General features: G+C 72.4%; 17 protein-coding genes. 5 read left to right on the top strand and 12 right to left on the bottom strand.

The window, feature by feature from the left end; genetic code table 11:
• Positions 1–100: 100 nt before the first annotated feature.
• Together N798_RS03405 and N798_RS03400 are read right to left on the bottom strand one after the other, a co-directional pair.
• Entirely contained in the window at positions 101–1,429 is a 1,329-nt protein-coding gene (locus N798_RS03405; protein WP_198030700.1) for a cation:proton antiporter domain-containing protein, read from the bottom strand.
• Positions 1,426–1,947 (bottom strand): DinB family protein, encoded by a 522-nt coding sequence (locus tag N798_RS03400; protein ID WP_035946301.1) that lies wholly within the window; start codon positions 1,945–1,947, stop codon positions 1,426–1,428. The genes N798_RS03405 and N798_RS03400 overlap by 4 nt, the downstream gene beginning before the upstream one ends.
• An 80-nt stretch (positions 1,948–2,027) precedes the next feature.
• Between N798_RS03400 and N798_RS03395 the strand changes: the two genes are divergently transcribed.
• The gene (locus N798_RS03395) at positions 2,028–3,227 is read left to right on the top strand and encodes a diacylglycerol/lipid kinase family protein (RefSeq protein ID WP_052116865.1); all 1,200 of its coding nucleotides are present in this window, start codon (positions 2,028–2,030) and stop codon (positions 3,225–3,227) included.
• A 21-nt stretch (positions 3,228–3,248) separates the two neighbouring features.
• Here the strand turns inward: N798_RS03395 and zwf are convergent, their stop codons facing one another.
• From zwf to N798_RS03370, 5 genes are all read right to left on the bottom strand, one after another.
• Positions 3,249–4,733 (bottom strand): glucose-6-phosphate dehydrogenase, encoded by a 1,485-nt coding sequence (zwf, locus tag N798_RS03390; RefSeq protein WP_035946275.1) that lies wholly within the window; start codon positions 4,731–4,733, stop codon positions 3,249–3,251.
• Entirely contained in the window at positions 4,730–5,815 is a 1,086-nt protein-coding gene (locus N798_RS03385) for a PGAP1-like alpha/beta domain-containing protein (RefSeq protein WP_052116864.1), read from the bottom strand. The genes zwf and N798_RS03385 overlap by 4 nt, the downstream gene beginning before the upstream one ends.
• A gap of 223 nt (positions 5,816–6,038) precedes the next feature.
• Entirely contained in the window at positions 6,039–9,356 is a 3,318-nt protein-coding gene (locus N798_RS03380) for a DEAD/DEAH box helicase (RefSeq protein ID WP_035946274.1), read from the bottom strand.
• 572 nt (positions 9,357–9,928) lie between these two features.
• Positions 9,929–10,942: a hypothetical protein gene (locus tag N798_RS03375; protein ID WP_156971592.1), complete on the bottom strand. Its 1,014-nt coding sequence runs from the start codon at positions 10,940–10,942 to the stop codon at positions 9,929–9,931.
• Positions 10,943–11,067: 125 nt separating this feature from the next.
• Positions 11,068–12,462, bottom strand: coding sequence for an HAD-IB family hydrolase (locus N798_RS03370; protein ID WP_035946273.1), 1,395 nt, complete (start codon positions 12,460–12,462; stop codon positions 11,068–11,070).
• 108 nt (positions 12,463–12,570) lie between these two features.
• Here N798_RS03370 and N798_RS03365 point away from each other — a divergent pair, with 108 nt between their 5' ends.
• Together N798_RS03365 and N798_RS03360 are read left to right on the top strand one after the other, a co-directional pair.
• Positions 12,571–13,383: a patatin-like phospholipase family protein gene (locus tag N798_RS03365; protein ID WP_035946272.1), complete on the top strand. Its 813-nt coding sequence runs from the start codon at positions 12,571–12,573 to the stop codon at positions 13,381–13,383.
• 50 nt (positions 13,384–13,433) lie between these two features.
• Positions 13,434–14,441 carry a 1-acyl-sn-glycerol-3-phosphate acyltransferase gene (locus N798_RS03360; protein ID WP_035946271.1) on the top strand — a complete coding sequence of 336 codons (1,008 nt, stop codon included), beginning with the start codon at positions 13,434–13,436 and terminating at the stop codon, positions 14,439–14,441.
• A gap of 40 nt (positions 14,442–14,481) precedes the next feature.
• Here N798_RS03360 and pheA read toward each other — a convergent pair whose 3' ends face one another.
• On the bottom strand, positions 14,482–15,408 hold the full coding sequence (gene pheA / locus N798_RS03355; protein ID WP_035946269.1) for a prephenate dehydratase: 927 nt from the start codon (positions 15,406–15,408) through the stop codon (positions 14,482–14,484).
• The gene (locus N798_RS03350) at positions 15,405–15,821 is read right to left on the bottom strand and encodes a DUF4446 family protein (protein WP_035946268.1); all 417 of its coding nucleotides are present in this window, start codon (positions 15,819–15,821) and stop codon (positions 15,405–15,407) included. Before N798_RS03350 ends, pheA begins: the two co-directional genes overlap by 4 nt.
• A gap of 102 nt (positions 15,822–15,923) precedes the next feature.
• Between N798_RS03350 and N798_RS03345 the strand changes: the two genes are divergently transcribed.
• Positions 15,924–16,541, top strand: a complete 618-nt coding sequence (locus tag N798_RS03345; RefSeq protein WP_052116862.1) for a TMEM165/GDT1 family protein — start codon at positions 15,924–15,926, stop codon at positions 16,539–16,541.
• Between the two features lie 194 nt (positions 16,542–16,735).
• Here N798_RS03345 and N798_RS03340 read toward each other — a convergent pair whose 3' ends face one another.
• Positions 16,736–18,001 carry a glycosyltransferase 87 family protein gene (locus N798_RS03340; RefSeq protein ID WP_052116861.1) on the bottom strand — a complete coding sequence of 422 codons (1,266 nt, stop codon included), beginning with the start codon at positions 17,999–18,001 and terminating at the stop codon, positions 16,736–16,738.
• Positions 18,002–18,077: 76 nt separating this feature from the next.
• Here N798_RS03340 and N798_RS03335 point away from each other — a divergent pair, with 76 nt between their 5' ends.
• Positions 18,078–20,264, top strand: a complete 2,187-nt coding sequence (locus tag N798_RS03335) for a hypothetical protein (RefSeq protein ID WP_035946267.1) — start codon at positions 18,078–18,080, stop codon at positions 20,262–20,264.
• On the opposite strand, the gene N798_RS03330 is transcribed toward N798_RS03335, so the two are convergent.
• Positions 20,191–21,753, bottom strand: coding sequence for a hypothetical protein (locus N798_RS03330; protein ID WP_156971590.1), 1,563 nt, complete (start codon positions 21,751–21,753; stop codon positions 20,191–20,193). The two genes, N798_RS03335 and N798_RS03330, sit on opposite strands and share 74 nt — an antisense overlap.
• Complete coding sequence (locus N798_RS03325; protein ID WP_035946293.1) at positions 21,734–22,516, bottom strand: glycosyltransferase; 783 nt, start codon at positions 22,514–22,516, stop codon at positions 21,734–21,736. Before N798_RS03325 ends, N798_RS03330 begins: the two co-directional genes overlap by 20 nt.
• Between the last annotated feature and the right edge of the window lie 136 nt (positions 22,517–22,652).

The raw sequence follows: 22,652 nt of genomic DNA, 5'->3' as shown, positions 1-22,652 counted from the left end.
TGGCGGGCACTCGACGACGATTCGGCCCGCACACCCTCTTGTGTCCTGCAGGACGCGCGCCCTGTCGCGCGTCCTGCAGGACACAAGGCCCAGCGCCGGCTCAGTCGGGAGTGCCCGCCGGCTGCTTGGCCCGCTCCTGCCAGTCCATGGCCAGGGGAGCCGTGAAGCCGTGGAGGAAGACGGACACGACGACGGTGAACGCCACGACCGACCACAGCCAACGGATCTCCGGGAACTCCGCGTGCGTCGCGGCATACGCGAGGTAGAACAGCGAACCGACGCCGCGCACGCCGTAGAACGCCGCGACGATCCGCTCGCGACGGTCGAAGTCACGCGGTCCGCTCTGGTGCGGGTGCCCGACGAAGGACAGCAGCCCGACGAGGGGGCGCAGCACGAGCAGGAGGAAGAGCGAGATCGCGACCCCGCGCCAGTCGAGGTGAGCGAGCAGGCCGTTGGTCAGGGCCATGCCGAGGAGGAGGAGCACGACGAGGGTGAGCAGCCGCTCGAGGCGCTCGATGACCTCGTGCATGTCGTGGTGGTAGGAGCTCTTGCGCTCGAAGCTGCGGATGGCCATCGCGCACGTGAAGACCGCGAGGAAGCCGTAGCCGCCGGCCACCTCCGAGACGCCGTAGGTGGCGAGCAGCGCAGCGATGGCGACGATCGGCTCACCTGTCGCCGCGAAGCGCAGCTCCTCCGTCCGTGCGGTGAACGCGAGTCGCGCCACCGCCCAGCCGGCGGCGAGACCGACCGCGACCCCGATGACGATCTTGCCGACGAGCTCCCAGGCGAGCCATCCGGCGCCCCACTGCGAGACACCGCCGACGGTGGCGAGCAGGATCGCGGCATGGACGAAGGGGAAGGCCAGCCCGTCGTTGAGCCCGGCCTCGCTCGTGAGGGCGAAGCGGACCTCGTCGTCCTCGTCGACCTCCTCGGAGTCCTCGTGGTCCTCGCCGCCACCGCCCTCGCCCTCGTTGGGGCCGCCCACCTGCACGTCGGAGGCGAGCACCGGGTCGGTCGGTGAGAGCGCCGCACCCAGCAGCAGCGCGGCCGGCGCAGCCACTCCCATCGGCCCCCACGCGAGCAGGGCGACACCGGCGATCGACAGGGGCATGGCGATGCCGAGCAACCGCCAGGTCGGCGACCACGTCCGCCACGACCCGACGTCGCGCAGGCTCAGCGGCCGGTCGAGCGCCAGGCCGACGCCCATGAGCGAGACGAGCACGGTGAACTCGGTGATGTGCGTGAGCGCCGTCCCGTGCGACACCGGGTCGAGGTCGAGGTCACGGAACCCCGGCAGCAGCCCCAGCACGAGACCGAGGCTCACGAGGACGATGGGGCCGTTGACGTGGAAGCGTTGCAGCAGCGGGGGGACGATGACGGCGAGGAACAGGGCCAGCCCGAGAGCGAGGTAGATCCAGGCGGGCTTCACGCCCGGACGTCCCAGAGGTGGTGGGCGAGGTCGTGCAGCGCGTAGCGCCCGAGGCTCAGCACGGTGAACTCGGAGCCGTTCGAGCGCACCCCGCGCCGGTCCCACTGCTCACCGGACAGGCCGGCATACGCCTCGCTGAGCCGCCTCGCCGCGGCCGGGATCTCGGCGGCGACGACGCTCGGTGACTGGACGGCATACGCGCTCTCGACCGCGGTGACGTTCTGGTCCCAGTTGGCGAAGCGCGCGCCGTCCTCGTCGAGCATGAGCCGCACCCGCGCCGCGAAGAGGTCGCAGACGTCGCGCACGTGGCACGCGTACTCCAGCGGCGACCACGTCGTCGGGTCCGGTCGCACGGCGACGTCCGCCCGCGCGAGGACGTCGCTCCACGGCTCCGTGTATGCCGTGACGAGCCCCGCGATGTCGTCTCCCGTCACGTTCGCGGCCTCGAAGCCGCAGTCGGGGCACGCCCTCTCGAGCGTCCAGGTCCAGTCCTTGCCGTCGGGGACGATGTCGCTCATGACCACAGGGTAGGACCACGGGTCGGCGGCCCCCGCCGATGCGGGCTGCGGGCATGTGACCGTGGGGTACGGTCCCTGTCGTGACCGACTCCTGGCCCGTGATCGCAGCGATCCTCGGACTCCTGCTGATCATCGGCGTGGGGGTGTGGCTGGCGTCCTCTTGGGGAGGGTCGCGGGGGCGCCACGCGTCTCCCCGGCGCCCGGCCCGCTCGACGTTCCGGCAGACCGAGGACGACGTCCCGCCGCCGAAGAAGCGGGTCGCGGTCATCCTCAACCCGACGAAGTTCGCCGACGTCGAGGCCGCCCACGCGCTCGTGCGCGAGACGGTCCTCGCCCACGACGGCTGGGACGAGCCGATCATCAGCGAGACGACCCTCGAGGACCCCGGCTTCGGCCAGGCCCGGGCCGCGCTCGCCGACGGTGTCGACCTCGTCTGCGCCATCGGCGGCGACGGCACGGTCCGCTCGGTGGCCCACGTGCTCACCGGCACGTCGACCCCGATGGGGCTCATCCCCGCCGGCACGGGCAACCTCATGAGCCGCAACCTCGGGCTCCCGCTCGACGTCGCCAGCGGTCTCGACGTGGCCCTCACCGGTCGCAACCGCCACATCGACGTCGGCTGGGTGACGATGGACCCCGACGTCGAGCAGTCGTCGACCGAGGAGCTCGACCCCGACCACGACGGCCCGACCGAGCCCGACGTCGGCGCCGACGACACGTCCGGCTCGGACCCGGCGCCCAACCAGCACGCGTTCCTCGTCATGGCCGGACTCGGCCTCGACGCGAGCATCATGCACTCGACGACCGAGGAGGCGAAGGCTCGCATCGGCTGGGCCGCCTACGTCGCCACGGGCGCGCGCAACCTGCTCGGGGCCCGGTTCGCGACCCGGCTCCGGATCGACGGCGGCGACCCCATCGCGCACACGGCCCGCACGATCGTCGTCGGCAACTGCGGACGGCTCACCGGCGGCATCACGCTCATGCCCGACGCCGAGGTCGACGACGGGATCCTCGACGTCGTCGCCATCACCCCCAAGGGCATCGTCGGCTGGGCCGGTGTCGCGGTCCACGTGCTCGCCAAGCGGGGGCAGAACCACCCCAAGCTCGACCGCTACCGCTGCCAGTCGATCCTCGTCTCGCTCGACGCTCCGCAGATGGTCGAGATCGACGGCGACGTCATCGGCGAGGCCCGGCGGGTCCGCTTCGAGGTCCGCCCGAAGGCGCTCATCGTCCGGACGTCGGGCTCGGCCGCGGCGGACGACCTCGGCCGCTACGTCTGAGCCGAGGACGGGCGCGCCGTCTCAGCGCCTGGCGCCGCCCTCGATCGGCGACTGTGGGCCCGGGTCCGGGTTCTTGTCGCGCCACTTGCGCTCGAACGGCAGCCGCCACGTGTGCGGCGCGACGAGCTGGTGGATCTGGTTGGGGCCGTATGTGCCCGCCTCGTAGGGGCGCACGACCGGCGGGTTGTCGAGCAGCGGCTGGCTGACCTCCCAGAGCCGTTCGATGCCCTCGGCCGAGGTGAAGAGGGTGTGGTCGCCTCGCACGGCGTCGTAGATGAGCCGTTCGTAGGCCTCGAGGACGGCACCTGCCCAGTGCGTCTCCTGCATCGCGAACTGCATCGAGAGCTTGTCGAGCTTCATGCCCGGGCCGGGCCGCTTGCCATAGAACGACAGCGACATCCGCGCCTTGTCGGCGAGGTCGAAGGTGAGGTGGTCCGGCCCGTGGTCGCCGACGCCGGACCCCGGCGGGAACATCGACTGCGGCGGCTCGCGGAACGCGATCGAGATGATGCGTGCCCCCTCGGCCATCCGCTTGCCGGTGCGGAGGTAGAACGGCACACCCGCCCAGCGCCAGTTGTCGATGTAGCAGGTGAGGGCGATGAACGTCTCGGTGTCGGAGTCGTGCGCGACCCCCGGCTCGTCGAGGTAGCCGATGTACTGGCCCCGCACGACGTCCCTGGGCTGGATCGGCAGCATCGACTCGAAGACCTTGTTCTTCTCCCGGCTGATCGCGTTCGGCTCGAGCGAGGTCGGCGGCTCCATCGCGGTGAACGCGAGGATCTGGAAGAGGTGCGTGACGACCATGTCGCGGTAGGCGCCGGTGGCCTCGTAGAAGTCACCGCGGGTCGCCAAGCCGAGGGTCTCGGGCACGTCGATCTGCACGTGGGCGATCGAGTTGCGGTGCCAGATCGGCTCGAAGAGCCCGTTGGCGAAGCGGAACGCGAGGATGTTCTGCGCAGGCTCCTTGCCGAGGAAGTGGTCGATCCGGAAGACCTGCTCCTCGGCGAAGACCTCGTGGACCTTGCGGTTGAGCTCGACCGCCGAGGCGTAGTCGGTGCCGAAGGGCTTCTCCATGACGACCCGGCTGCGCTCGACGAGGCCCGCCTCCGCGATGGTCCGGATCGCCGAGAGCGCCGCCTTCGGGGGCACCGAGAGGTAGTGCAGCCGCAGCTCAGTGTCGCCGGGGAGCTGCGACTCGGCGGTCTCGACCGCCTTCGCCAGAGCCTGGGGCCCGGCCGACAGCGGCACGTAGTCGAGCCGCACAGCGAACTCGTTCCACTCCGCCTCGTCGAGGTCGCGCGTCGAGAACTCCTTGATCGCGTCGTGGGCGAGGTCGCGGAAGGCGTCGACGTCGATCTCGTCGAGCGAGGTGCCGACGATCCTCAGGTCGTCGAGCAGCCGCGACTGGAAGAGGTGGAGCAACCCCGGGATGAGCTTGCGCTTGGCGAGGTCTCCGGTCGCACCGAAGAGGATGACGGTCGTCGGCGCTGTCGTCGGCTCGCTCATGGGTCCACTCTGGCACCGAGTCGGTCGCGGATCGCGGCATAGACCGACTCGTCCCGGACGAGGCCGAGGTGGCTGACGCCCGGGAGGACGACGACGTCCTCCGCCGGGAACTGCCTCCCCCGCGGCGCCCGCCTCCCCGCGCCGCGCGCGCTGGCGGCCGTGACGATGCCGTCCCCGAGCAGCTGGGCGATCCGGCTGTCGATCTTCTTGCCGAGCAGACCGACGACGGCGAGGTGCCGTATGCCGGGGTGCAGCGGCACGTCGACCCGTCGCCCCACACGGTCGGCCGGGTCGGCGCCGTCCCACTCCGCGTCGAGGATGTTGCCGTGGCGCAGGTCCTGGATGCCGACGCTGCGCGACGACAGGAACCGGGCGAGCGGACGCACGTGGCGCAGCGTGCCGGCGGCCCGGGCGGTGGTGTTGGCGAGGCGCTCGAGCGGCGCACCCACGTGCGGCGAGCCGAGGGTGACCGTGTCGCTCACGAGGCCCACCCAGGCGCTGCCCGGGCCCTCGACGTCGGCCTGGGCCAGGGCGCTGTGCAGCACGAGCCCGCCCATCGAGTGGCCGACGAGGACGAGCCGCGTCACCGGAACCGGCCAGTGCTCGACGAGCCGGGCCAGGATGCGGTCGAGGTCGTGGCCGTTGTGCGAGATCCGCAGCCCCGTGTTGTAGCGGACGGTGACCGGCGTGAGCCCGAGGTCCTCGCGCAGCCGCTGCCCGAACCGCCCCTGCTCCCAGAAGGTCTCGGTGACGAGCAGCCCATGGACGAGGACCACGACGTCGCCGGTCGCCTCGGGGTATGCCGTCTCGAACCCTTCACGGGTCAGCGGCACCGACCGTCCGCGTCGCCGCACGCCCATCGTGTGCGAGAGGGCTGAGCCCGCGACGTCGAGCCGGTCGCCGAAGAACGCGTTGACGAAGGCCCGGGCGCCGTTGGGACCGCGGTGGTGGACCAGGTCGTCCGCGACACCGGCGACCCGTTCCACCCCACGCGTGAGCGCCCGTTCGACCGTCGTCGGCTCCGGCGTCGCCGCCTCGTCGTCCGCGTCGGGTCCGGGCGCGGGCGCGGGCGCGTCACTCATGTTCGAACGATGGCACGCGGCCCCGGGACGCCGCTACGGTGGGTGGCCGCCGTCACGCGGCGTCTGACGTGGCTGCGGCGGCCGTACCCCGCGACTTCAGGTGGGAACCTCGCACTTCGCCGGGGAACGGTTCCCACCCGAACTGCGAGCAACCCGCTTCAGGCGGCGGGTCCCACGCTCTGCGTGGGCATGTCGGGGCCAGTGGGGCGAGGCGAGCGGGGGGTCAGCGGTCGAGGAGGGCTCTCAGGTCGTCGGCGGTGAGGGCGCTCGACAGGAGCTCGCCGTCGTCGACGACCCGGGCGAAGAGGTCGCGCTTGCGCTGCTGGAGGGCGACGACCTTCTCCTCGATCGTGTCCTTCGACACCATCCGGTAGACGTTGACCGACTTCGTCTGGCCGATGCGGTGGGCCCGGTCGATCGCCTGGTTCTCGGCGGCGGGGTTCCACCACGGGTCGAGGACGAAGACGTAGTCGGCCTCGGTGAGGGTGAGACCGAACCCGCCGGCCTTGAGCGAGATGAGGAAGACCGGCGCGTCGCCCTCGCGGAACCCGCGCACGACCTCGGCCCGGTTGCGCGTGCCACCGTCGAGGTAGGCGTGCGCGATGCCCTCCTCCTCGAGCCGGGCGCGGACGATGGCGAGGAACCCGGTGAACTGGCTGAAGACGAGCGCCCGGTGGCCCTCGGCGGCGAGCTCGACAAGCTGCTCGACGAGCGCATCGACCTTGGCGCTCGTCCCCGCCCCGCCGTAGGCCTCGGCGTCGACGAGCGTCGGGTCGAGCGCCATCTGCCGCAGCACGGTGAGGGCGCGCAGGATGGCGATGCGGTTGCCGTCGAGGTCGTCGATGAGACCGAGCAGGCGCTGCCGCTCGCGCGACAGGTGCCGGTCGTAGATCGCGCGGTGCTTCGGGTGGAGCCCGACGTGCAGGACCTGCTCCTGCTTCGGCGGCAGGTCTGCGGCGACGGCCTCCTTAGTGCGGCGGAGCATGAGCGGCTTGATCCGGCGACGCAGCGTGGCGAGCGCCTCGGGTGAGGAGCCGTTCTCGATCGGCTTGGCCCACTGGTCGCGGAAGACCTGCGGCCGCGGGTGCAGCCCGGGCGCGACGATCGACAGCAGCGACCAGAGGTCCATGAGCGAGTTCTCGAGCGGGGTGCCGGTGAGCGCGAAGGTGACCCGCGCGGGCAGCCGTCGCATCGCGGCATACGTCTTGGCCCGGTGGTTCTTGACGAACTGCGCCTCGTCGAGGACGGCCGCCGACCACCGCACGGACCGGAACTCCTCGGCGTCGATCCGCCCCACGGCATACGTCGTGACGACGAGGTCGGCGCCGGCGATCGCGTCGGCCATCGGCACCCTGGCCTTGCCGCGGGTGCGGTCGAGGACGGCGATGGAGAGGTCGGGTGCGAACTTCTCGACCTCGCCCACCCACGTGCCGAGCACCGAGGTCGGCGCGACGATGAGCATCGGGTCGGCGAGCTCGCCGCGCTCCTTGGCCCGCAGCGCGGTGGCGATGACCTGCACGGTCTTGCCCAGGCCCATGTCGTCGGCGAGCACGCCACCGAGCCCGAGGTCCCAGAGCAGCGACAGCCAGCGGAACCCTTCCTCCTGGTAGGGCCGCAGCGTCGCCTTGAGCGTGCTCGGCACCTCCGCCGGTGGTGGGGCGTGCTCAGTGTCGAGGCCGAGGAGGGCGTCGACGGACTGCCGCCAGCGCGTCGACTGCTCCTCGACGACGCCGATCTCGACGAGCTCGTCCCACAGCCCGGCGTGCAGCACCGAGAGCCGCAGCGGCCCGGAGGCCTTGTCCTGCAGCGTCCGGGCCTCCTCGACGAGGGCGCGCAGCTTGTGCAGCTCCGGGGAGTCGAGGGTGAACCAGGCGCCGTCGGGCAGCAGCATGCGCTCCTCGTCGCGCGCGAGCGCGGTGACGAGGTCGGCGAGCGGGACCTCGTGGGCGCCGACCGTCACGGTGATGCGCAGGTCGAACCAGTCGTTGCCGTCCTCGGACTGCGTCGTCGCCACCGCGATCCGCGGCGCCTCGGTCACCTCCGCGTATGCCGTCCTCTCGCCCTTGACCTCGATCTCCACCTCGTCGTGGGCCTCGAGCGCGGGCAGCAGCCCGGCGAAGGCGACGGTGTCGAAGTCGCCGAGCGTGACGTCGGGCCGCAGCCGCCAGCCGAGCCGGGTGAGGTCCCAGAGGGCGGGCAGGTCCTCGCGCGTGGGCGCGAGCGCGAGCAGCTCGGCCTCGCGCGCCGGGTCGCGGAAGGCCGCCGGATCGCGGAACGAGACGTGCTCGCGCTCAATCGGCACGGAGACGGGAGCGTCGAGCGGGCCGTAGTGGAAGGACCAAGCGAGGTGGGTCGCGTGCTTGGCGCCGAACCGGACGGCGAGGTGCAGTCGCGGCGGCGCGACCTCGGGCAGGGTGAGGCCCTCGTGAGTACGCACCGTTGCCCGGCGGCGCAGGACGGGCAGCTTCTCGATGGCGAAGCTCGACCAGTCCTCGCGCGGGATGCTGAACGGTCCGCGCTCGACGACGCGGGCGACCGCGAGGTCGACGTCCGCGGCGAACCCGCCGAGCCGCAGGTCGCGACCCTCGCGCCGGAACCAGCCGGTCGGCGGCTCTCCCACGACCACGACGTCACCCTCGCCCTCGGGCAGGTCGAGGCTCGGGACCGCACGGACGCTGCCGTCGTCGGCCGGCGACAGGTCGAGGACGAAGTGCGCCTCGTCGCTCTCGAGCAGGACCTCGCCACCGCTCGTCGGGTCGGCCACGAGGACCACCCCGGCGTCGCGCGCACGGGCGAGCAGGTCCACCCACCCGCGGCCGAGGGTCGCGAGTGGGATCGAGGCCGGCATACGACCGTAGGACGACATCCGACTGCCCCGGCGGTGGGCGTCGGCGATCGCGGTGAGGGCGTCGAGCGGCGGTCCGTCGAGGCGCAGGGCGTAGGAGGCGTAGTAGCCACCAGCCACGGCCTCCCAGGAGATGCCGGTCTTGATCCACCGGCCGGGGACGGCGCCGGGAACGACCGGGCGCAGCTGCACGCGCGGGCTCTCGGCGCCCGTGTGCCACGGGTTCGGACGGGCGCGCGGGGTCTCGACGTCGAGGAGCAGCCCGACGGTGCCACGCTCGGCCTCGAGCTCGGGGTCGACGACGTCGAGCAGCTCGTCGAGGGCCTCGCGCCACGACGCAGTCCGCGCACCCGTCCCCGGCTCGTCGGCGTCGACGTCGGAGCGCCACGGCCGCTGGGTCCGCAGCGCGATGACGAGCGCGGCGGCGTGCTTGCAGGCCGTGCCGATGGGACAGGTGCAGTCGCTGTCGAGGAACGGGCCGTGGTCGTCGCTCGTCAGCGACACCTCGGTGCGGTAGATCGCCGGCCCGTTGCCGATGACGCGGGCCGCGGCCCGCCTGCCGCCGTCGGCGAGGACGATGCTCGTGACGCGGCCCGCGCGGGCGTAGTCACCGGCCCGCACGAGGGTCTTCGCGTCGAACGCCGCCGCCAGCTCGCGGTCGGTGACCTCCGCCAGGGTGTCCGCGTCACGGTCCACTGCCGGTCACCTCCTGTCGTCCGCGCAGCCGACGACAACGGTATGCCGTCCGGCCGACATTCCCCCACCGTCGTCCACAGCCCGCACAGCGCGGGCCGCCCTCCTGGCGCTTGCGTCCGCAACTCTGGCGGTTCCACCGTCACGCCGCCGGACGTTGCGTACGCCGTCGGTGCGGCGCTTGCCTGCGTCCGCAACTCTGGGGGTTCCACCGTCACCCTGCCGGACATTGCGTATGCCGTCCCGCCAGCGCTTGCTTGCGTCCGCAACTCTGGGGGTTCCACCGTCACCCCGCCGGACGTCGCGTATGCCGTCAGGCCGGCGCTCGCTTGCGTCCGCAACTCTGGGGGTTACCACCGTCACCCCGCCGGACGTTGCGTATGCCGTCAGGCCGGCGCTTGCTTGCGTCCGCAACTCTGGGGGTTCCACCGTCACCCTGCCGGACATTGCGTACGCCGTCGGTGCGGCGCTTGCCTGCGTCCGCAACTGTGGTGGCCAGGCCGTCACCCTGCCGGACGTTGCGTATGCCGTCCCGCTGGCGCTTGCTTGCGTCCGCAACTCTGGGGGTTCCACCGTCACCCTGCCGGACGCAAGGTGGGCACCGAGGCGCCACGTACCCGCAGCAGCTCCCCGAATCGCTGGAACCACCGCGCGGCGTCGACCCGCAGGGTGAGCACCGAGACCGAGAGTGCGACGTCGCCGTCAGTGGCCAATCCGAGGAGGCGTAGGTCGTCGTCAAGGGTGTTGAGAAGCTGGCCGTGGCCGGCTCCTTGGATCTCCAGGGTGACGCCTGACCCCTCCCAGCGACAGTCGAGGTAGATCCGTCCATCGGGACCGTGACGCGCGACCTGCTGAGCCGGCGCCGGGATTCCGTGAGCTCGACACATGTTCACGAAGTCGAGCTCGTTCATGGAGTGGCTTCCTGCGCGGATGTCCTCGAGCACCTGCCGCAGCACGGTCCGGAACTCATGCCTGTGCACCCGGTCGAAGATCTCGATGAGGTGGTCCGCGGTGACGACGCGTTGCTGAACTGGGAGCACGAGCATCAACGACGCCTCACGAACCGTCCGCGACCAGAGCGCCGCCTGGACCGCGGCCACACCGGGCTTCGCCCGCGGTATCCCCACCGAGGTCGCGTCATCGACACCCCAACGACGGGACTCGTGGAGCACCACGTTTGGCGCGGTCGTCGGCATCCCCTTGCGCGTCGACTTCGTCACCCAGACGTGGATCGCGGTGTCGGTCAGGCCGCCGACGCCCGCAGCCTGCAGTGCGGTGACTCCGCCCAGCCGTGCGCTGCACGCCACTTCCGCGAGTGCGGCGCGCCAGGCATTCGCGGGGTCCAGCGGTCCGCGGTCGACGACGATCCCTCGGTTCGGAATGGACCGCCAACGTTCCGCCTCGACGTGCTGGCGTCGCTGCTCCCTCGTGACACCTGCGGCGCGGATCTCGGTCAGCGTGAAGAAGCGTTGGCCGCGGGCTGCGGGTACTTCAAGCCTGCTCAGTCGTCGATCGGTCATGCCGATGAACAGTCCTGCCCCGCGTCCACCCACGGAAGCGCTGCAGGCGACGCCTGTGGACAGGCGCACCCTGCGAAGTCGACTGTGGACGGCTGCGGGGCGCGGCGGCAGACGCAACGTCCGGCAGGGTGACGGCCCAGCCACCACAGTTGCGGACGCAAGCGGCAGCGCGCCGTCGGTGGGGCGAGGTGGCCTCAGGACTCGCCGGGGAGGCGGCCGTCGGGGTAGGTGGCGCGCAGCTCCTCGAGCGTGGGAACCCGCTGCTCGCGCGACTCCGGCGGGAGCAGGTCGCTGATCGCCGCCATGATCCGCTTCGTGTCCGCCGCGGGCGAGCGGTACTTCAGCTCGACGGGTTCTCCGACCCGGATCCGGACGGTGGGCGGGTTCGACAGGTTGAGCAGGTTGGGCAGCTTCGAGGAGCGCGGCCAGACCTTCTCCGTGCCCCACATGCCGACGGGGATGACGGGAGCGCGGCTGGCAGCGGCGAGCCGGGCCGCGCCGGTCTTGCCCTTGAGCACCGGGTCGAAGAAGGCCTCGCCGCGCGGGATCGTGCCCTCCGGCAGCAGGCCGACCATCTCCCCGCCCTCGAGCGCGAGCGCGGCCATGTCGTAGGAGACCTGCCCGCCCTCGGCCCGGTCGACGCGGATGCCGCCCGCGGCCGAGATGAACGACCCGAGCACGGGCACGTCGAAGAGCTCCTTCTTGCCGAGCACGCGTGCGGTGCGGCCCGACCGGCGCACGACGTTGGCCATGGCGACGACGTCGAAGTAGCTGCGGTGGTTGCCGACGAGGATGACCGGGCCGTGGCGCGGGATGTTCTCGACGCCCTCGATGTCGAACCGCGCGCAGGGGAAGAACGTCGAGCGCAGGCCCTCGAGGATGAAGCGCTGGAGCTCGATCCCGACGACCGGCACCTTGAAGACACCCGGCGACACGTCGAAGTGCACGATCGGCCAGCGGCGCGCCACGGCATACATCGTCAGTCTCGGGTCGGGGTTGACCGCGGCGGGTGAGCCGACCGCCTCGAGCAGCGGCACGTCGAAGATCGAGTCCGAGTAGGCGAAGCTCTCGCGCAGGTCGATGTCGTTCTGGACGGCGAAGTGCCGCACCGCGCTGAGCTTGCCCGTCGACCACACGAACGGCCCGCGGATCGAGCCGTCGAACCGGCCGTCGTCCTTCGTGCCGTAGCGGGTCGCGAGCACGTGGTCGAAGCCGAGCCGGTCGGCGAGCGGCTTGATGAGGTGCTCCGGCGTCGTCGTCGCCATGACGACCATGCGGCCCTCGGCCTTGTGCTGCTCGATGAGCGCGAGCGCGAACGGGTGCACGAGCTCGGCGATGACCTCGGCCGCGTTGGCCGCCGCCGCGTCGAAGCTGTGCGAGTCCTTGCCGCGCGCGACGAGGGTGGCCTGGCGGGCGAGGAAGATCGACGGCAGGTTCTCGCCGACGAGGTCGAACGCCTTGAAGAGCAACCCCTGACCGGGCAACGAGCGGGGCACGAGCCCGAGGTCGACCATTGCCTGGCTGAGGTGCGGACCGGTGCCGCCCTGGAGCAGGGTCCGGTCGAGGTCGAAGAACGCGGCACCTGGCATGGCCCCAGCCTATTGCGGTGCTCCGCACCGCCACCGCGGGTGCGACGCACCCCACCGCGCCACGCACCCCACCGAGCGACGCACCCCACGGTGCATAGGCTGGCCGGCATGACGACGGCATACGTGCTCGGCGGAGGCGGGGTGCTCGGCACGACCCAGCTCGGCATGCTCCGGGCTCTCGCCGAGCGCGGCGTGCAGCCCGACCTCGTCGTCGGCACGAGCATCGGTGCGCTCAACGGCGCGTTCGTCGCCGCCGACCCGTCGGTCGACGGCATCCGTGCGCTCACCGAGGCCTGGCGCGCGGTCGGGTCCAGCGGCGTCTTCCTCGAGAACCCCATGCGCTCGGCGGCCCGGATCGCCCGCTTCCGCACCCACCTGCTCACGAGCGCCCCGCTGCGTTCGATCGTCGACGACCACCTGCCGGTCGACACGTTCGAGGAGCTCGAGGTCCCGTTCCAGTGCGTCGCGGCGTGCATCGAGACAGCCGGCTCGACGTGGTTCGGCAGCGGCGAGATCGTCGACCCGGTCGTCGCGTCGTGCTCGGTGCCCGGGCTCTTCCCCGCGGTCGAGATCGACGGGCAGCACTACCTCGATGGCGGTCTCGTGCACTCCATCCCCGTGGGTCGGGCCGTGAGCCTCGGTGCCGACCGGATCTTCGTGCTCCAGGTCGGCCGCGTCGAGCAGCCACTCGCTCCCCCGCGCCGGCCGTGGGAGGTCGGCGTCGTCGCGTTCGAGATCTCCCGGCGCCACCGCTACGTCCACGAGATGGAGTCGATCCCCGAGGGCGTCGAGGTCCACGTCCTGCCGAGCGGGGCACCGGAGACACCGTCCGTCGCGATCGGCTACGGCCGCCAGTCACGCCTCACCGAACGTGCCGAGCAGGCGTATGCCGCGTCGACCGCCTACCTCGGCGACCTCTGACGCGGCCCGACCTCTGACCCGCGCCCACCACCACCCCCTAGGGTCGAGCCATGGGTCTCGCGGGAATCCCGAAGCCGCCCCGGCTCGTCCGCCGGGTACTGCCCGTCGTCTGGCCGGTCGGCGCCGCCGCCCTCACCGGGCTCGCCACCCCGGTCATCGTCGCCGGCGCGTTCGCGTCGTTCGTCGACAAGAAGGCCCGGCTCTTCCGCGTGAGCGTGCTCGGCGTCGGGCTCATGTGGGTCGACGTGCGCATGCTCATGGACTGCTGGCGCCTCCAGCTGGGGAACCCCGAGCGCACCGCACCCGCGTGGGAGGACGACCACGAGGAGGTCTTCCTCGCCGGGCTCAACCGGGCGATGATCCTCGCCAGGCGCTGGGTGGGCTTCGAGGTGCGGCTCGACGGCCGCATGCACTTCGGCAACGAGGGCGCCCCTCTCGTCGCGTTCGCGCGGCACGCCGGCCCGGGCGACTCGATCGCCCTCGCCTGGCTGCTCGGTCACACCGCCGGGCGGATGCCCAAGATCGTCCTCGCCGAGGCCCTGCGCTGGGACCCCATGGTCGACACCCTCCTCACCCAGATGCGCTCCTACTTCGTGCCGTCTCGCACCGGCGCCGGCGACGACCGCGTCGCGGGAGTGCGCTCGCTCGCCCGCGGCCTCAAGGACGACGACGTCCTGCTCCTCTTCCCCGAGGGACAGAACTTCTCCCCCGACCGGCGCCGCCGGCTCATCGACCGGATGCGCGAGGCGGGGCAGGAGCTGCGGGCCCGCCGGGCGATCTCGCTCTTCAACACCTTGCCGCCCAAGACCAAGGGCGTCGTCGCCGTCCTCGACGAGCGACCCGACGCCGACGTCATGATCGTCGGGCACGCGGGGTTCGGCCGGCTCTCGACCCCGCGGGAGGTCTGGGATGCCATCCCGTTCACCGACCGCCCGTTCCTCGTCCGCACCCACACCTACGCGGCCGGCGACGTGCCCGACGACGCTCCCGAGATCGAGGCGTGGCTCGACGAGAGGTGGACCGAGATCGACGAGTGGGTCACGGCATACGAGCAGTGAGCCCGTATGCCGTCCGCCCACCTCAGGTGGGCGGCGCGCCTCAGGTGCCGCGCAGCGACCTCAGCCAGTCCCGGGCCCGGCCGAAGTCCGCGTCGGTGGTGAGCGGGGCGACGTCGACGGCGGCGCCGTCCTCGCGCGGGTAGGACCCGAGGAAGCGCACCTCGGCGCAGACGCGCTTGAGCCCCATGAGGGCCTCGCCGACGCGCTCGTCGAGGACGTGGCCCTCGAAGTCGATGGAGAAGCAGTAGGAGCCGAGCGAGTTCTTCGTCGGGCGCGACTCGAGGCGGGTCATGTTGATGCCGCGCACCGCGAACTGCTCGAGCAGCTCGAGGAGGCCGCCCGCGCGGTTGTGCCGTTGGAAGAGCATGACCGTCGTCTTGTCTGCGCCGGTGCGCTCCGGCAGCGTCCCCGGGCGGGAGACGAGGACGAATCGGGTCACCGCGCCGGACCGGTCGCCGATGTCGGTGGCGAGGACCTCGAGCCCGTGGTTCTCGGCGGCGATGGGTGCGCAGACGGCGGCGTCGTAGGCCTGCGAGACCTCGCCCGAGAGCCCGGCCGCGGCGGCAGCGGTCGACAGCGTCGGGACGTAGGCCGCGTCGGGGAGGTTGACGTCCATCCAGCCGCGGACCTGGGCCCACGCGTGCGAGTGCGTGCCGACGGCCCTGATCTCCTCGCGGCGCGTGCCCGCTGGGGCGGCGAGGACGAAGGTGATCGGCACGTTGACCTCGCCGATGACGACGAGCGGGTCGCCGCTGGCGAGGGCGTCGAGGGTCGCCGACACCCCGCCCTCGACGGAGTTCTCGATCGGGACCATCGCTGCGTCGATCTCGCTGCGGCGCAACGCATCCAGCGCCGAGTCGACCGACCCGAAGGCGATGTGCTCTCCGTCGTGCGACTGGCCCCAGGCGAGCAGCGCCATCTGGGTGAAGGTGCCCTCGGGGCCGAGGTAGCCGTAGCGCGTCGTCATCGCTTCGCTCCCGTGCGCGCCGCGCTGAGCGCCTGCTGCTCCTCGGGGGTGAGGGTCGCGTCGGAGCCGCCGCCGGTGATGCCCTTGGCGTAGGTCCGGGACTCGCCGCGCGCGTGGATCGAGGAGAGAACGACGCCGTCACCGCTGTCGTCGACGATCGCGGCGCTGAAGCTCAGCCGCCCGCCCATGTCACCGAACGCGTCGTAGCGCACGACCGCCACGTGCCGCAGCGCCTGCCCGATGTCGGCGCGCAGCGCGGCGAGCTCTCCGGAGCCGACCGGCCGCTGCCGCTCGAGGTGGTCGACGCGTGCCCGCAGCCGCGCGACCGCGACGAGGAGCACGACGATCAGGGCCACCGGCACGAGCACGAGGACGGCGAGGAGCACCGCCTCGACTGCGTTGGTCCCGAACATGACGGCCAGCGTATGCCGTCCGCCCCGGGCCGGCTCCCGGCCCGCCGACCCGTGGACTCCCCTCGGGCGGCTCGCGTCAGGGCTCGTAGGCTCGTGCCCACCATGGGTATCGACCTCGTCACCATCGCCATCGTCTTCGGCACGATCTTCGTCGTCGAGCTGCCGGACAAGACCTTCATCGCCACGCTGGTCATGGCGACGCGCTTCCGCCCGCTGCTCGTGTGGGTCGGCGTCGTCGCGGCGTTCTTCGTCCAGACGCTCGTCGCCGTCGCGATCGGCGGGGTGCTCAACCAGCTGCCCAAGAAGCCGATCGAGATCTTCGCGGCGCTGCTGTTCCTCGTCGGCGGCATCATCCTGCTGCGCGGGGCGAGCAAGGCCGACGAGGAGGAGGCCGAGACGGAGGAGGAGTTCGGGGCGAAGTCGGCCGCGAAGCAGCTCGCCGGGTGGAAGGTCGTGACCTTCTGCTTCACCGTCCTCTTCCTCGCGGAGTGGGGCGATCTCTCGCAGATCCTCACCGCCTCGATGGTGCTGCGCTTCGACGACGCCCTGTCGGTCTTCATCGGCGCGTTCCTCGCCCTCGCCGCCGTCTCCGGTCTCGCGGCGCTGCTCGGGCGCACGCTGCTCCAGCGGATCCGCCTCTCGACGATCCGCCGGGTCGGCGGCGCCGTCTGCCTCGTGCTCGCCGCCGTCAGCGCGCTGCAGATCTTCGGGGTCTTCTGACCCGGCATACCCCTTGCGTCCGGCACGGTGACGGCCTGACCCCCAGAGTTGCGGACGCAACGAGAGGCGCCCACCCGGCATACCCCTTGCGTCCGGCACGGTGACGGCCTGACCCCCAGAGTTGCGGACGCAACGAGAGGCGCGCAGCCGGCATACCCCTTGCGTCCGGCACGGTGACGCCCTGACCCCCAGAGTTACGGACGCAAGCCAGTGCCAGTGTGCGCGTCGTCGTCGCGGGTGACCCACGAGAGCAGGGCGAGCGCGACGAGCCCGCCGGCGACGTCGGCATTCTGGAGGATGCGGCCGGGCAGCTCCGGCCAGTCGGGGTGGTTGAGCCACGAGATGCCCCACCACGGCATCCGCATGAGGAACCACGCGGTCACCACACCTGCCGCCACCAGCCGTCGCGAGCGCCACCACGGCACCCCCGGCCCACGCCGCCGCCACGGCTGCGCACCCAGCAGCGCGAAGATCACCACCACGACCCAGTGGAAGTGGTGGATCCACGCCACCGGCGAGAGCAGGCAGGCGAGCAGCCCGACGACCGCGACCTCGCCGACCGAGTCGTCGCGCAGCCACATCCGGCGCGCGAGCCGGAACCCGAAGACGCCGACGACCGCGACGAGCACGAGCCAGATCGCCGTCCCCGCCAGCCCGTCGGGCCCGACGCGCAGGAGGAAGCCGCGCATCGACTGGTTCGACGTGCCGAAGTTCGGCCCGAGCCGGGCAGGGTCCTGCAGCGCCCCACCCCAGAAGGCGAAAGACGCCTCGGGCAGCAGCACCCACGACCCGAGTGTCACGCCAACGGCGGTCCCCACGGCCGTCGCGGCCTCGCGCCAGCGCCGGTTGACGAGGTAGTGCACGACGAAGACACCGGGCGTGAGCTTGATCGACATCGCGAGCCCGACGAGGACCCCGGGCGGCACGTGCCGCAGCAGGCCGGGCCGGGGCCGGCGCAGGTCCATGAGGCAGGCGAGGACCATGAAGGCGTTGACCTGCCCGAAGCGGATGCCATCCGAGACCGGGTGCAGCCACAGCATCGGCGCCACCAACGCGGCCAGGGCAAGGGGCACCCAGCCGCTGGCGCGATGAATGAGGCGCCAGCCGGCATACCAGACGATCGCGGTGGTCGCCGCGACCTGGGCGGCGGTCCAGAGCCACCCGGCCACCCCGAAGGGGACCCACGCAAGGGGGATGGCCAGCAGGGCCGCGAAGGGCGGGTAGGTGAAGGGCAGCAGCTGCGGCGCCTCGGTCATCGCGGCATAGATGGGGCGGCCGGTGAGGATCGAGACGCCGGCCTCGCGGTAGACCTCGACGTCGACCTGCCACTGGTCGAGCGGCCAGAAGACCATGTAGCGCAGCACCGCCGGCAGGGCCGCGAGCGCGATGACGACGACGGCCAGGGGCCACTGCACCCGCGCGGGCAGGGGGCGCCGGCGCACCGGTGGGGTCGAGGTCACGGGCCCATTCTGTCTTCACGGGTCGCACACATCCTCACCACGTGGCCCGCGAAACGCCGCACGTAGGATCGCTGCCGTGACTCGTCGAGCCCTGGCCGTACTCCTCGCAAGCGTCGCGGCCGTCCTCGGGCTCGTCGGCGCGGCGTTCCTCGCCGCCCCCGCCTCCGGGGCGTCCGGCAGGCCGGCGGCGCCCGAGCCGTTCGGCGCCACGGTGCTCATCGGCACCGGCGGCATCACTTGGACCGACGTGTCCGAGGAGGACACCCCCAACCTCTGGATGCTCCTGCGCGACGGGTCGAGCGCGGCGATGTCGATCCGCTCGGTCGAGACCAACACCTGCCCCGTCGACGGGTGGCTCGGGCTCTCCGCCGCCAACCGCGCCGCCGCCCCGCGCGACGGCGAGGGCCGCGCCCAGCTGCGTCCCTGCGCCCCCATCGAGGAGCCCAGCGGCGGTGTCGTGCCGGGCTGGTCGACGTTCGAGCAGGCTGCCGCGTCGCGCAAGTTCGACAGCAGGCTCGGTCTGCTCGGCGAGGCCGCCGCGAAGTCCGACGTCTGCATCAAGCCGGTCGGTCCCGGCGCCGCCATCGCCGCCGCGATGCCCGAGGGCACCGCCGACCGCTACTCCCCGTGGTCGCCCGACACGCTCCTCGTCGACATGAACACGTGCCCGCTGACGATCGTCGACGTCGGCAGCGTGCGCGACCCCGACGACATTGCCGAGGGCGAGGAGCCGGCCGGCGGCTCCCGCGAGGAGCAGGTCAAGGCGGTCGACGAGCGGATCGGACAGGTCATCGACGCCGCCCCCGGGGGTGCCGACTTCATCGTCGCGAGCCTCTCCGACGCCGGCGTCACCGAGCGCCTCCGCCTCGCCGTCGCCCGGGGTCCGCACTATGGACCGGGACGGCTCAACGCCCCGTCGACCCGTCAGCCGGGCCTCGTCCAGGCCCAGGACATCCCCGTGACGGTCATGTCGCTCACCGGGATCACCGCCCCGGGCGGCCTCGGCGGCACGACGATGACGAGCGAGCAGGCACCCGACAACTCCGAGCGCCGCGCTGCCGACCGCCTCCAGGGGCTCGTCGACTACGACCTCGCGAGCCACGAGGTGCACAGCCTCGTCCCACCGTTCTTCAACACCTTCGCCTACGGGCAGCTCGTCATCTACCTCCTCGTCCTCCTCGTGTGGAAGGGCAAGATCGGCGGCCCCGACACCCGCCGCAAGGTGCTCGGCATCGTCCGCGTCATCGCCGTCGCCGCGGCGTCGGTGCCCGCGTCGACCTTCCTCGCCAACCTCCTGCCGTGGTGGCGCTTCCCCGTCCCGATGATCTCGATCGTCGCCGCCGTGGGCCTCTTCGTCGCCCTCATCGCGTATGCCGGCCTGCGCGGTCCGTGGGGACGCTCGGCCCTCGGGCCGCTCGCCTTCGTCGCCGCGGTGACGATGGCGGTGCTCGCCGGCGACGTCATGACCGGGTCACGACTCCAGCAGTCCTCGCTCATGGGCCTCCAGCCCGTCGTCGCCGGGCGGTTCTACGGCATGGGCAACGTGACCTTCGCGCTCTTCGCCACCTCGGCGATCCTCCTCGCGACGGCGGTGTCGAGCTACCTCGTCGCCCACCACCGCGAGCGGATCGCGGCGATCGTCGTCCTGTGCATCGGCGTCTTCACGGTCATCGTTGACGGAGCGCCCTTCTGGGGCGCCGATGGTGGCGGCCCGCCCGCCTTCATCCCGGGCATCGCCTACCTCGTCCTCTCGATCCTCGGACTGCGGATGACGTGGAAGCGGGTCCTGCTCATCGGTCTGGGCTCGGCCGCGCTCTTCTTCGGGGTCGCGTTCCTCGACTGGCTGCGCGAGCCCGACGACCGCAGCCACCTCGGCCGCTTCATCCAGGCCATCATCGACGGCAACGCCCTCGACATCGTCGTCCGCAAGGCCGAGCAGAACTGGAGCATCCTCCTCGGCAACGCCCCCCTCACCCTGCTCGTGCCGGCCGCGCTGCTCTTCGTCATCTATGTCCTCGCGCGACCCACGTCGTGGGGCTCGAAGGGTCTCGGCAAGTCCTTCGACAAGGCGCCGACCCTGCGCGCCGGTCTCATCGCCCTCGTCATCACCCTGACGATCGGCTTCCTCATCAACGACTCCGGCACCGCCATCCCCGCGGTAGGCGCGACCGTCGCGGTGCCGCTCATCGTCAGCGTCGTGGTGCGGAACCTCGAGGAGGACCTGCGGGCCGTCGCCGGGACCCGGCGCGCACGGCGCTCGTGACGAGCCACAGCCACGTCGCGAGGATCAGGACCGGCGCGACCGTCGTGCGGGCCGTCATCGTCACGTCCTCGACGCCGGGGGTCATGCCGAGCACCCGGCCCGGGGTGTAGGCCATCGACATCACCCACAGTCGGGCGAGCAGGACGAGGTCGGCGACGCCGGGCAGTGCCGCCGGGAGGGCCGCCCAGACGACGACGTCGTACCACGGCAGCGAGTAGGGCGCGGCGAGCGCGTAGGCGCCGGTGAGCACCGCGACCGCCGTGAGTGCGCGTCCTCCCTCGCTTGCGTCCGGCAAAGTGGTCGATCTGGGCACCACATTGCCGGACGCAAGGGCAGCGTGCGGGGCGGAGCGCACGAGGCGCAGCAGGCAGAGCGCGAAGACGACCGCCGTGACCGCCGCGAGCATCGACACGGCGCTCCTGGCCTCGACGTCACGGCCCAGCCACTCGAAGACCGTGCGCCACGGCGTGGCGAGCGAGACCGCCCGCGCCGACCGGCCGATCTGGTCGTAGACGTTCGGCCCGGCCCACAGGTGCAGCCCGCCGGCGACGACGCCCGCCACCGCGATCAGGACGGCGGAGCGGGCGACCCGGCGCGACGAGAAGGCGACGACGAGCGCGAGGAGCACGACGGCATACGTGAACTTCGACGAGAGGGCGAGCGCCGCGAGGGCGCCGGCGAGCGCGGCACCACCGAGGCCGGCATACCGGTGGGCGGCCCAGACCGCGGCGACGGCGAGCGCCGTGGCGAGGAGGTCGACGTGGGAGCCGAGGACGCCGACCGAGAAGACGAGGGGGTTGGCGGTCCACAGCGCGTCGATGCGCGCCTCGCGGCCGGGCAGCACGCGGCGCAGGCACCAGCGGATGGCGAGCCAGGACGCGACGGTGACGAGCTGCCACAGCCAGACCGTCTCGCGCAGGTTGTCACCACCGCCGAGCGAGGTGAGCCCCTGGACGATCGTCGCGAACGGTCCGTAGACGCTGGGCTCCTCGGTCCACGGCGGCTCGACGGCGGAGACGACCGGGTCGGTGCCGCCGCGCCAGCCGACCGGCGACTCGAGCCACGGGTTGTCGCCGAGCGCGAGGATCCGGCCGTAGGCGGCGTAGCTGAGGTGGTCACCGGACCCGAACGGCGCCGTGAGCGCCGCGCCGACGGCGAGGACCGCGACGACCGGACGGGGCAGCTCCGCCCCGCGCCCGAGCACGCCGAGGAGCACCCCCAGACCACCGAGCACGTATGCCGTCCACATCGCCGCCGTGACGGCCGCCGGTCCCAGCGTGACCGGGAGGAGGGTGCCCGGGGCCCAGCCACGCGGGCCGAGGTCGGGCGCGGCGGCGTGCGGCAGGGCGAGGCCGACGAGCAGGAGCAGCGCGAACGATGCGACAAGCAGGACCGCGCGGGCGCGCTCGGCGCGAGCGGTCGCGGCCGGGCCGAGGGCGAGGCGGCCGTCGGGTCCGGCCTCGCTGGCGTCAGCCGCGGTGTGCGACACCGCGGGCACGCTCGGGGAGGACTCGGTGGAGCCGGCGTCGGAGGCGTCGTCGGGTGAGGGCGCGCCAGACGTCGCGGTACTGCTTGGCCCGGTGCACCTGACCGCGCCAGTCGCGTCCGGAGACACGGTGGTGGAGCTCGCAGGGGACCTCCTCGACACGCAGGCCTGCCGACAGGACGTCGACGGTCAGGCCGACCTCGACGCCCCAGCCGGGCGCGAGCGGGGCCGCGGCCTCGAACGCCTCCGCGGTGAGGCAGCGCATGCCCGAGAGGGGCTGCACGGCGGTCCAGCCGGTGAGGCGCTCGATGCCGTCGCGGGCGAGGCGGACGACGAACCCGTGGCCGCCGCCGGCGACCTTCTGCGGCGGGAGGGTGGCGATCGTCATGTCGGCGCGGCCCTCGAGGACCGGCGGGACGAGGACGCCGAGGTTGGCGGCGGAGGCCTCGAGGTCGCCGTCGACGAAGAGGAGGTGGCGCGGGGTGCGCGGGTCGGTGTCGGGGATCGCGCCCTCGGCGGCCTCGAGCTCGCGCAGGTGGCGCACGCCGGTCTCGAGCGCCGCGGCCTTGCCGGCGTTGCGGGCGTGGACGACGACGCCGGCCCCGGCGGCGTGCGCGACGGCGGCGGTGTCGTCGGAGCTGCCGTCGTCGACGACGACGACCCGGTCGACACCCTCGAGAGAGAGGACGGCCGCGACGGTGGCGGCGATGCGGTCGGCCTCGTCCTTGCACGGGACGATGGCCGCCACGGCCCGGCTGCTCGTCACCGCCGCCACGTCACGACCTGCCCACGCAGACCGTGGGACCCGCCGCCCGAAGTGGGTTCCGTGCACTGGGCACCGCGACTGTCCCCGCCCACAGTGACCCCAAGGCACTCCGGGCGGAAAAGGTGTGACGAGCAGC

The organism is Knoellia flava TL1, from assembly GCF_000768675.1.
Taxonomy (GTDB): Bacteria; Actinomycetota; Actinomycetes; order Actinomycetales; family Dermatophilaceae; genus Knoellia; species Knoellia flava.
This window is presented reverse-complemented; position numbering and strand designations above follow the sequence as displayed.

Bases quoted from the DNA above. Each gene is read 5' to 3' on its own strand.
- N798_RS03365 (WP_035946272.1), top strand. From the start codon at position 12,571: ATGACGACGGCATACGTGCTCGGCGGAGGCGGGGTGCTCGGCACGACC.
- N798_RS03400 (WP_035946301.1), bottom strand. From the start codon at position 1,947: ATGAGCGACATCGTCCCCGACGGCAAGGACTGGACCTGGACGCTCGAG.
- N798_RS03345 (WP_052116862.1), top strand. From the start codon at position 15,924: ATGGGTATCGACCTCGTCACCATCGCCATCGTCTTCGGCACGATCTTC.
- N798_RS03370 (WP_035946273.1), bottom strand. From the start codon at position 12,462: ATGCCAGGTGCCGCGTTCTTCGACCTCGACCGGACCCTGCTCCAGGGC.
- N798_RS03350 (WP_035946268.1), bottom strand. From the start codon at position 15,821: ATGTTCGGGACCAACGCAGTCGAGGCGGTGCTCCTCGCCGTCCTCGTG.
- N798_RS03360 (WP_035946271.1), top strand. From the start codon at position 13,434: ATGGGTCTCGCGGGAATCCCGAAGCCGCCCCGGCTCGTCCGCCGGGTA.
- zwf (WP_035946275.1), bottom strand. From the start codon at position 4,733: ATGAGCGAGCCGACGACAGCGCCGACGACCGTCATCCTCTTCGGTGCG.
- pheA (WP_035946269.1), bottom strand. From the start codon at position 15,408: ATGACGACGCGCTACGGCTACCTCGGCCCCGAGGGCACCTTCACCCAG.
- N798_RS03385 (WP_052116864.1), bottom strand. From the start codon at position 5,815: ATGAGTGACGCGCCCGCGCCCGCGCCCGGACCCGACGCGGACGACGAG.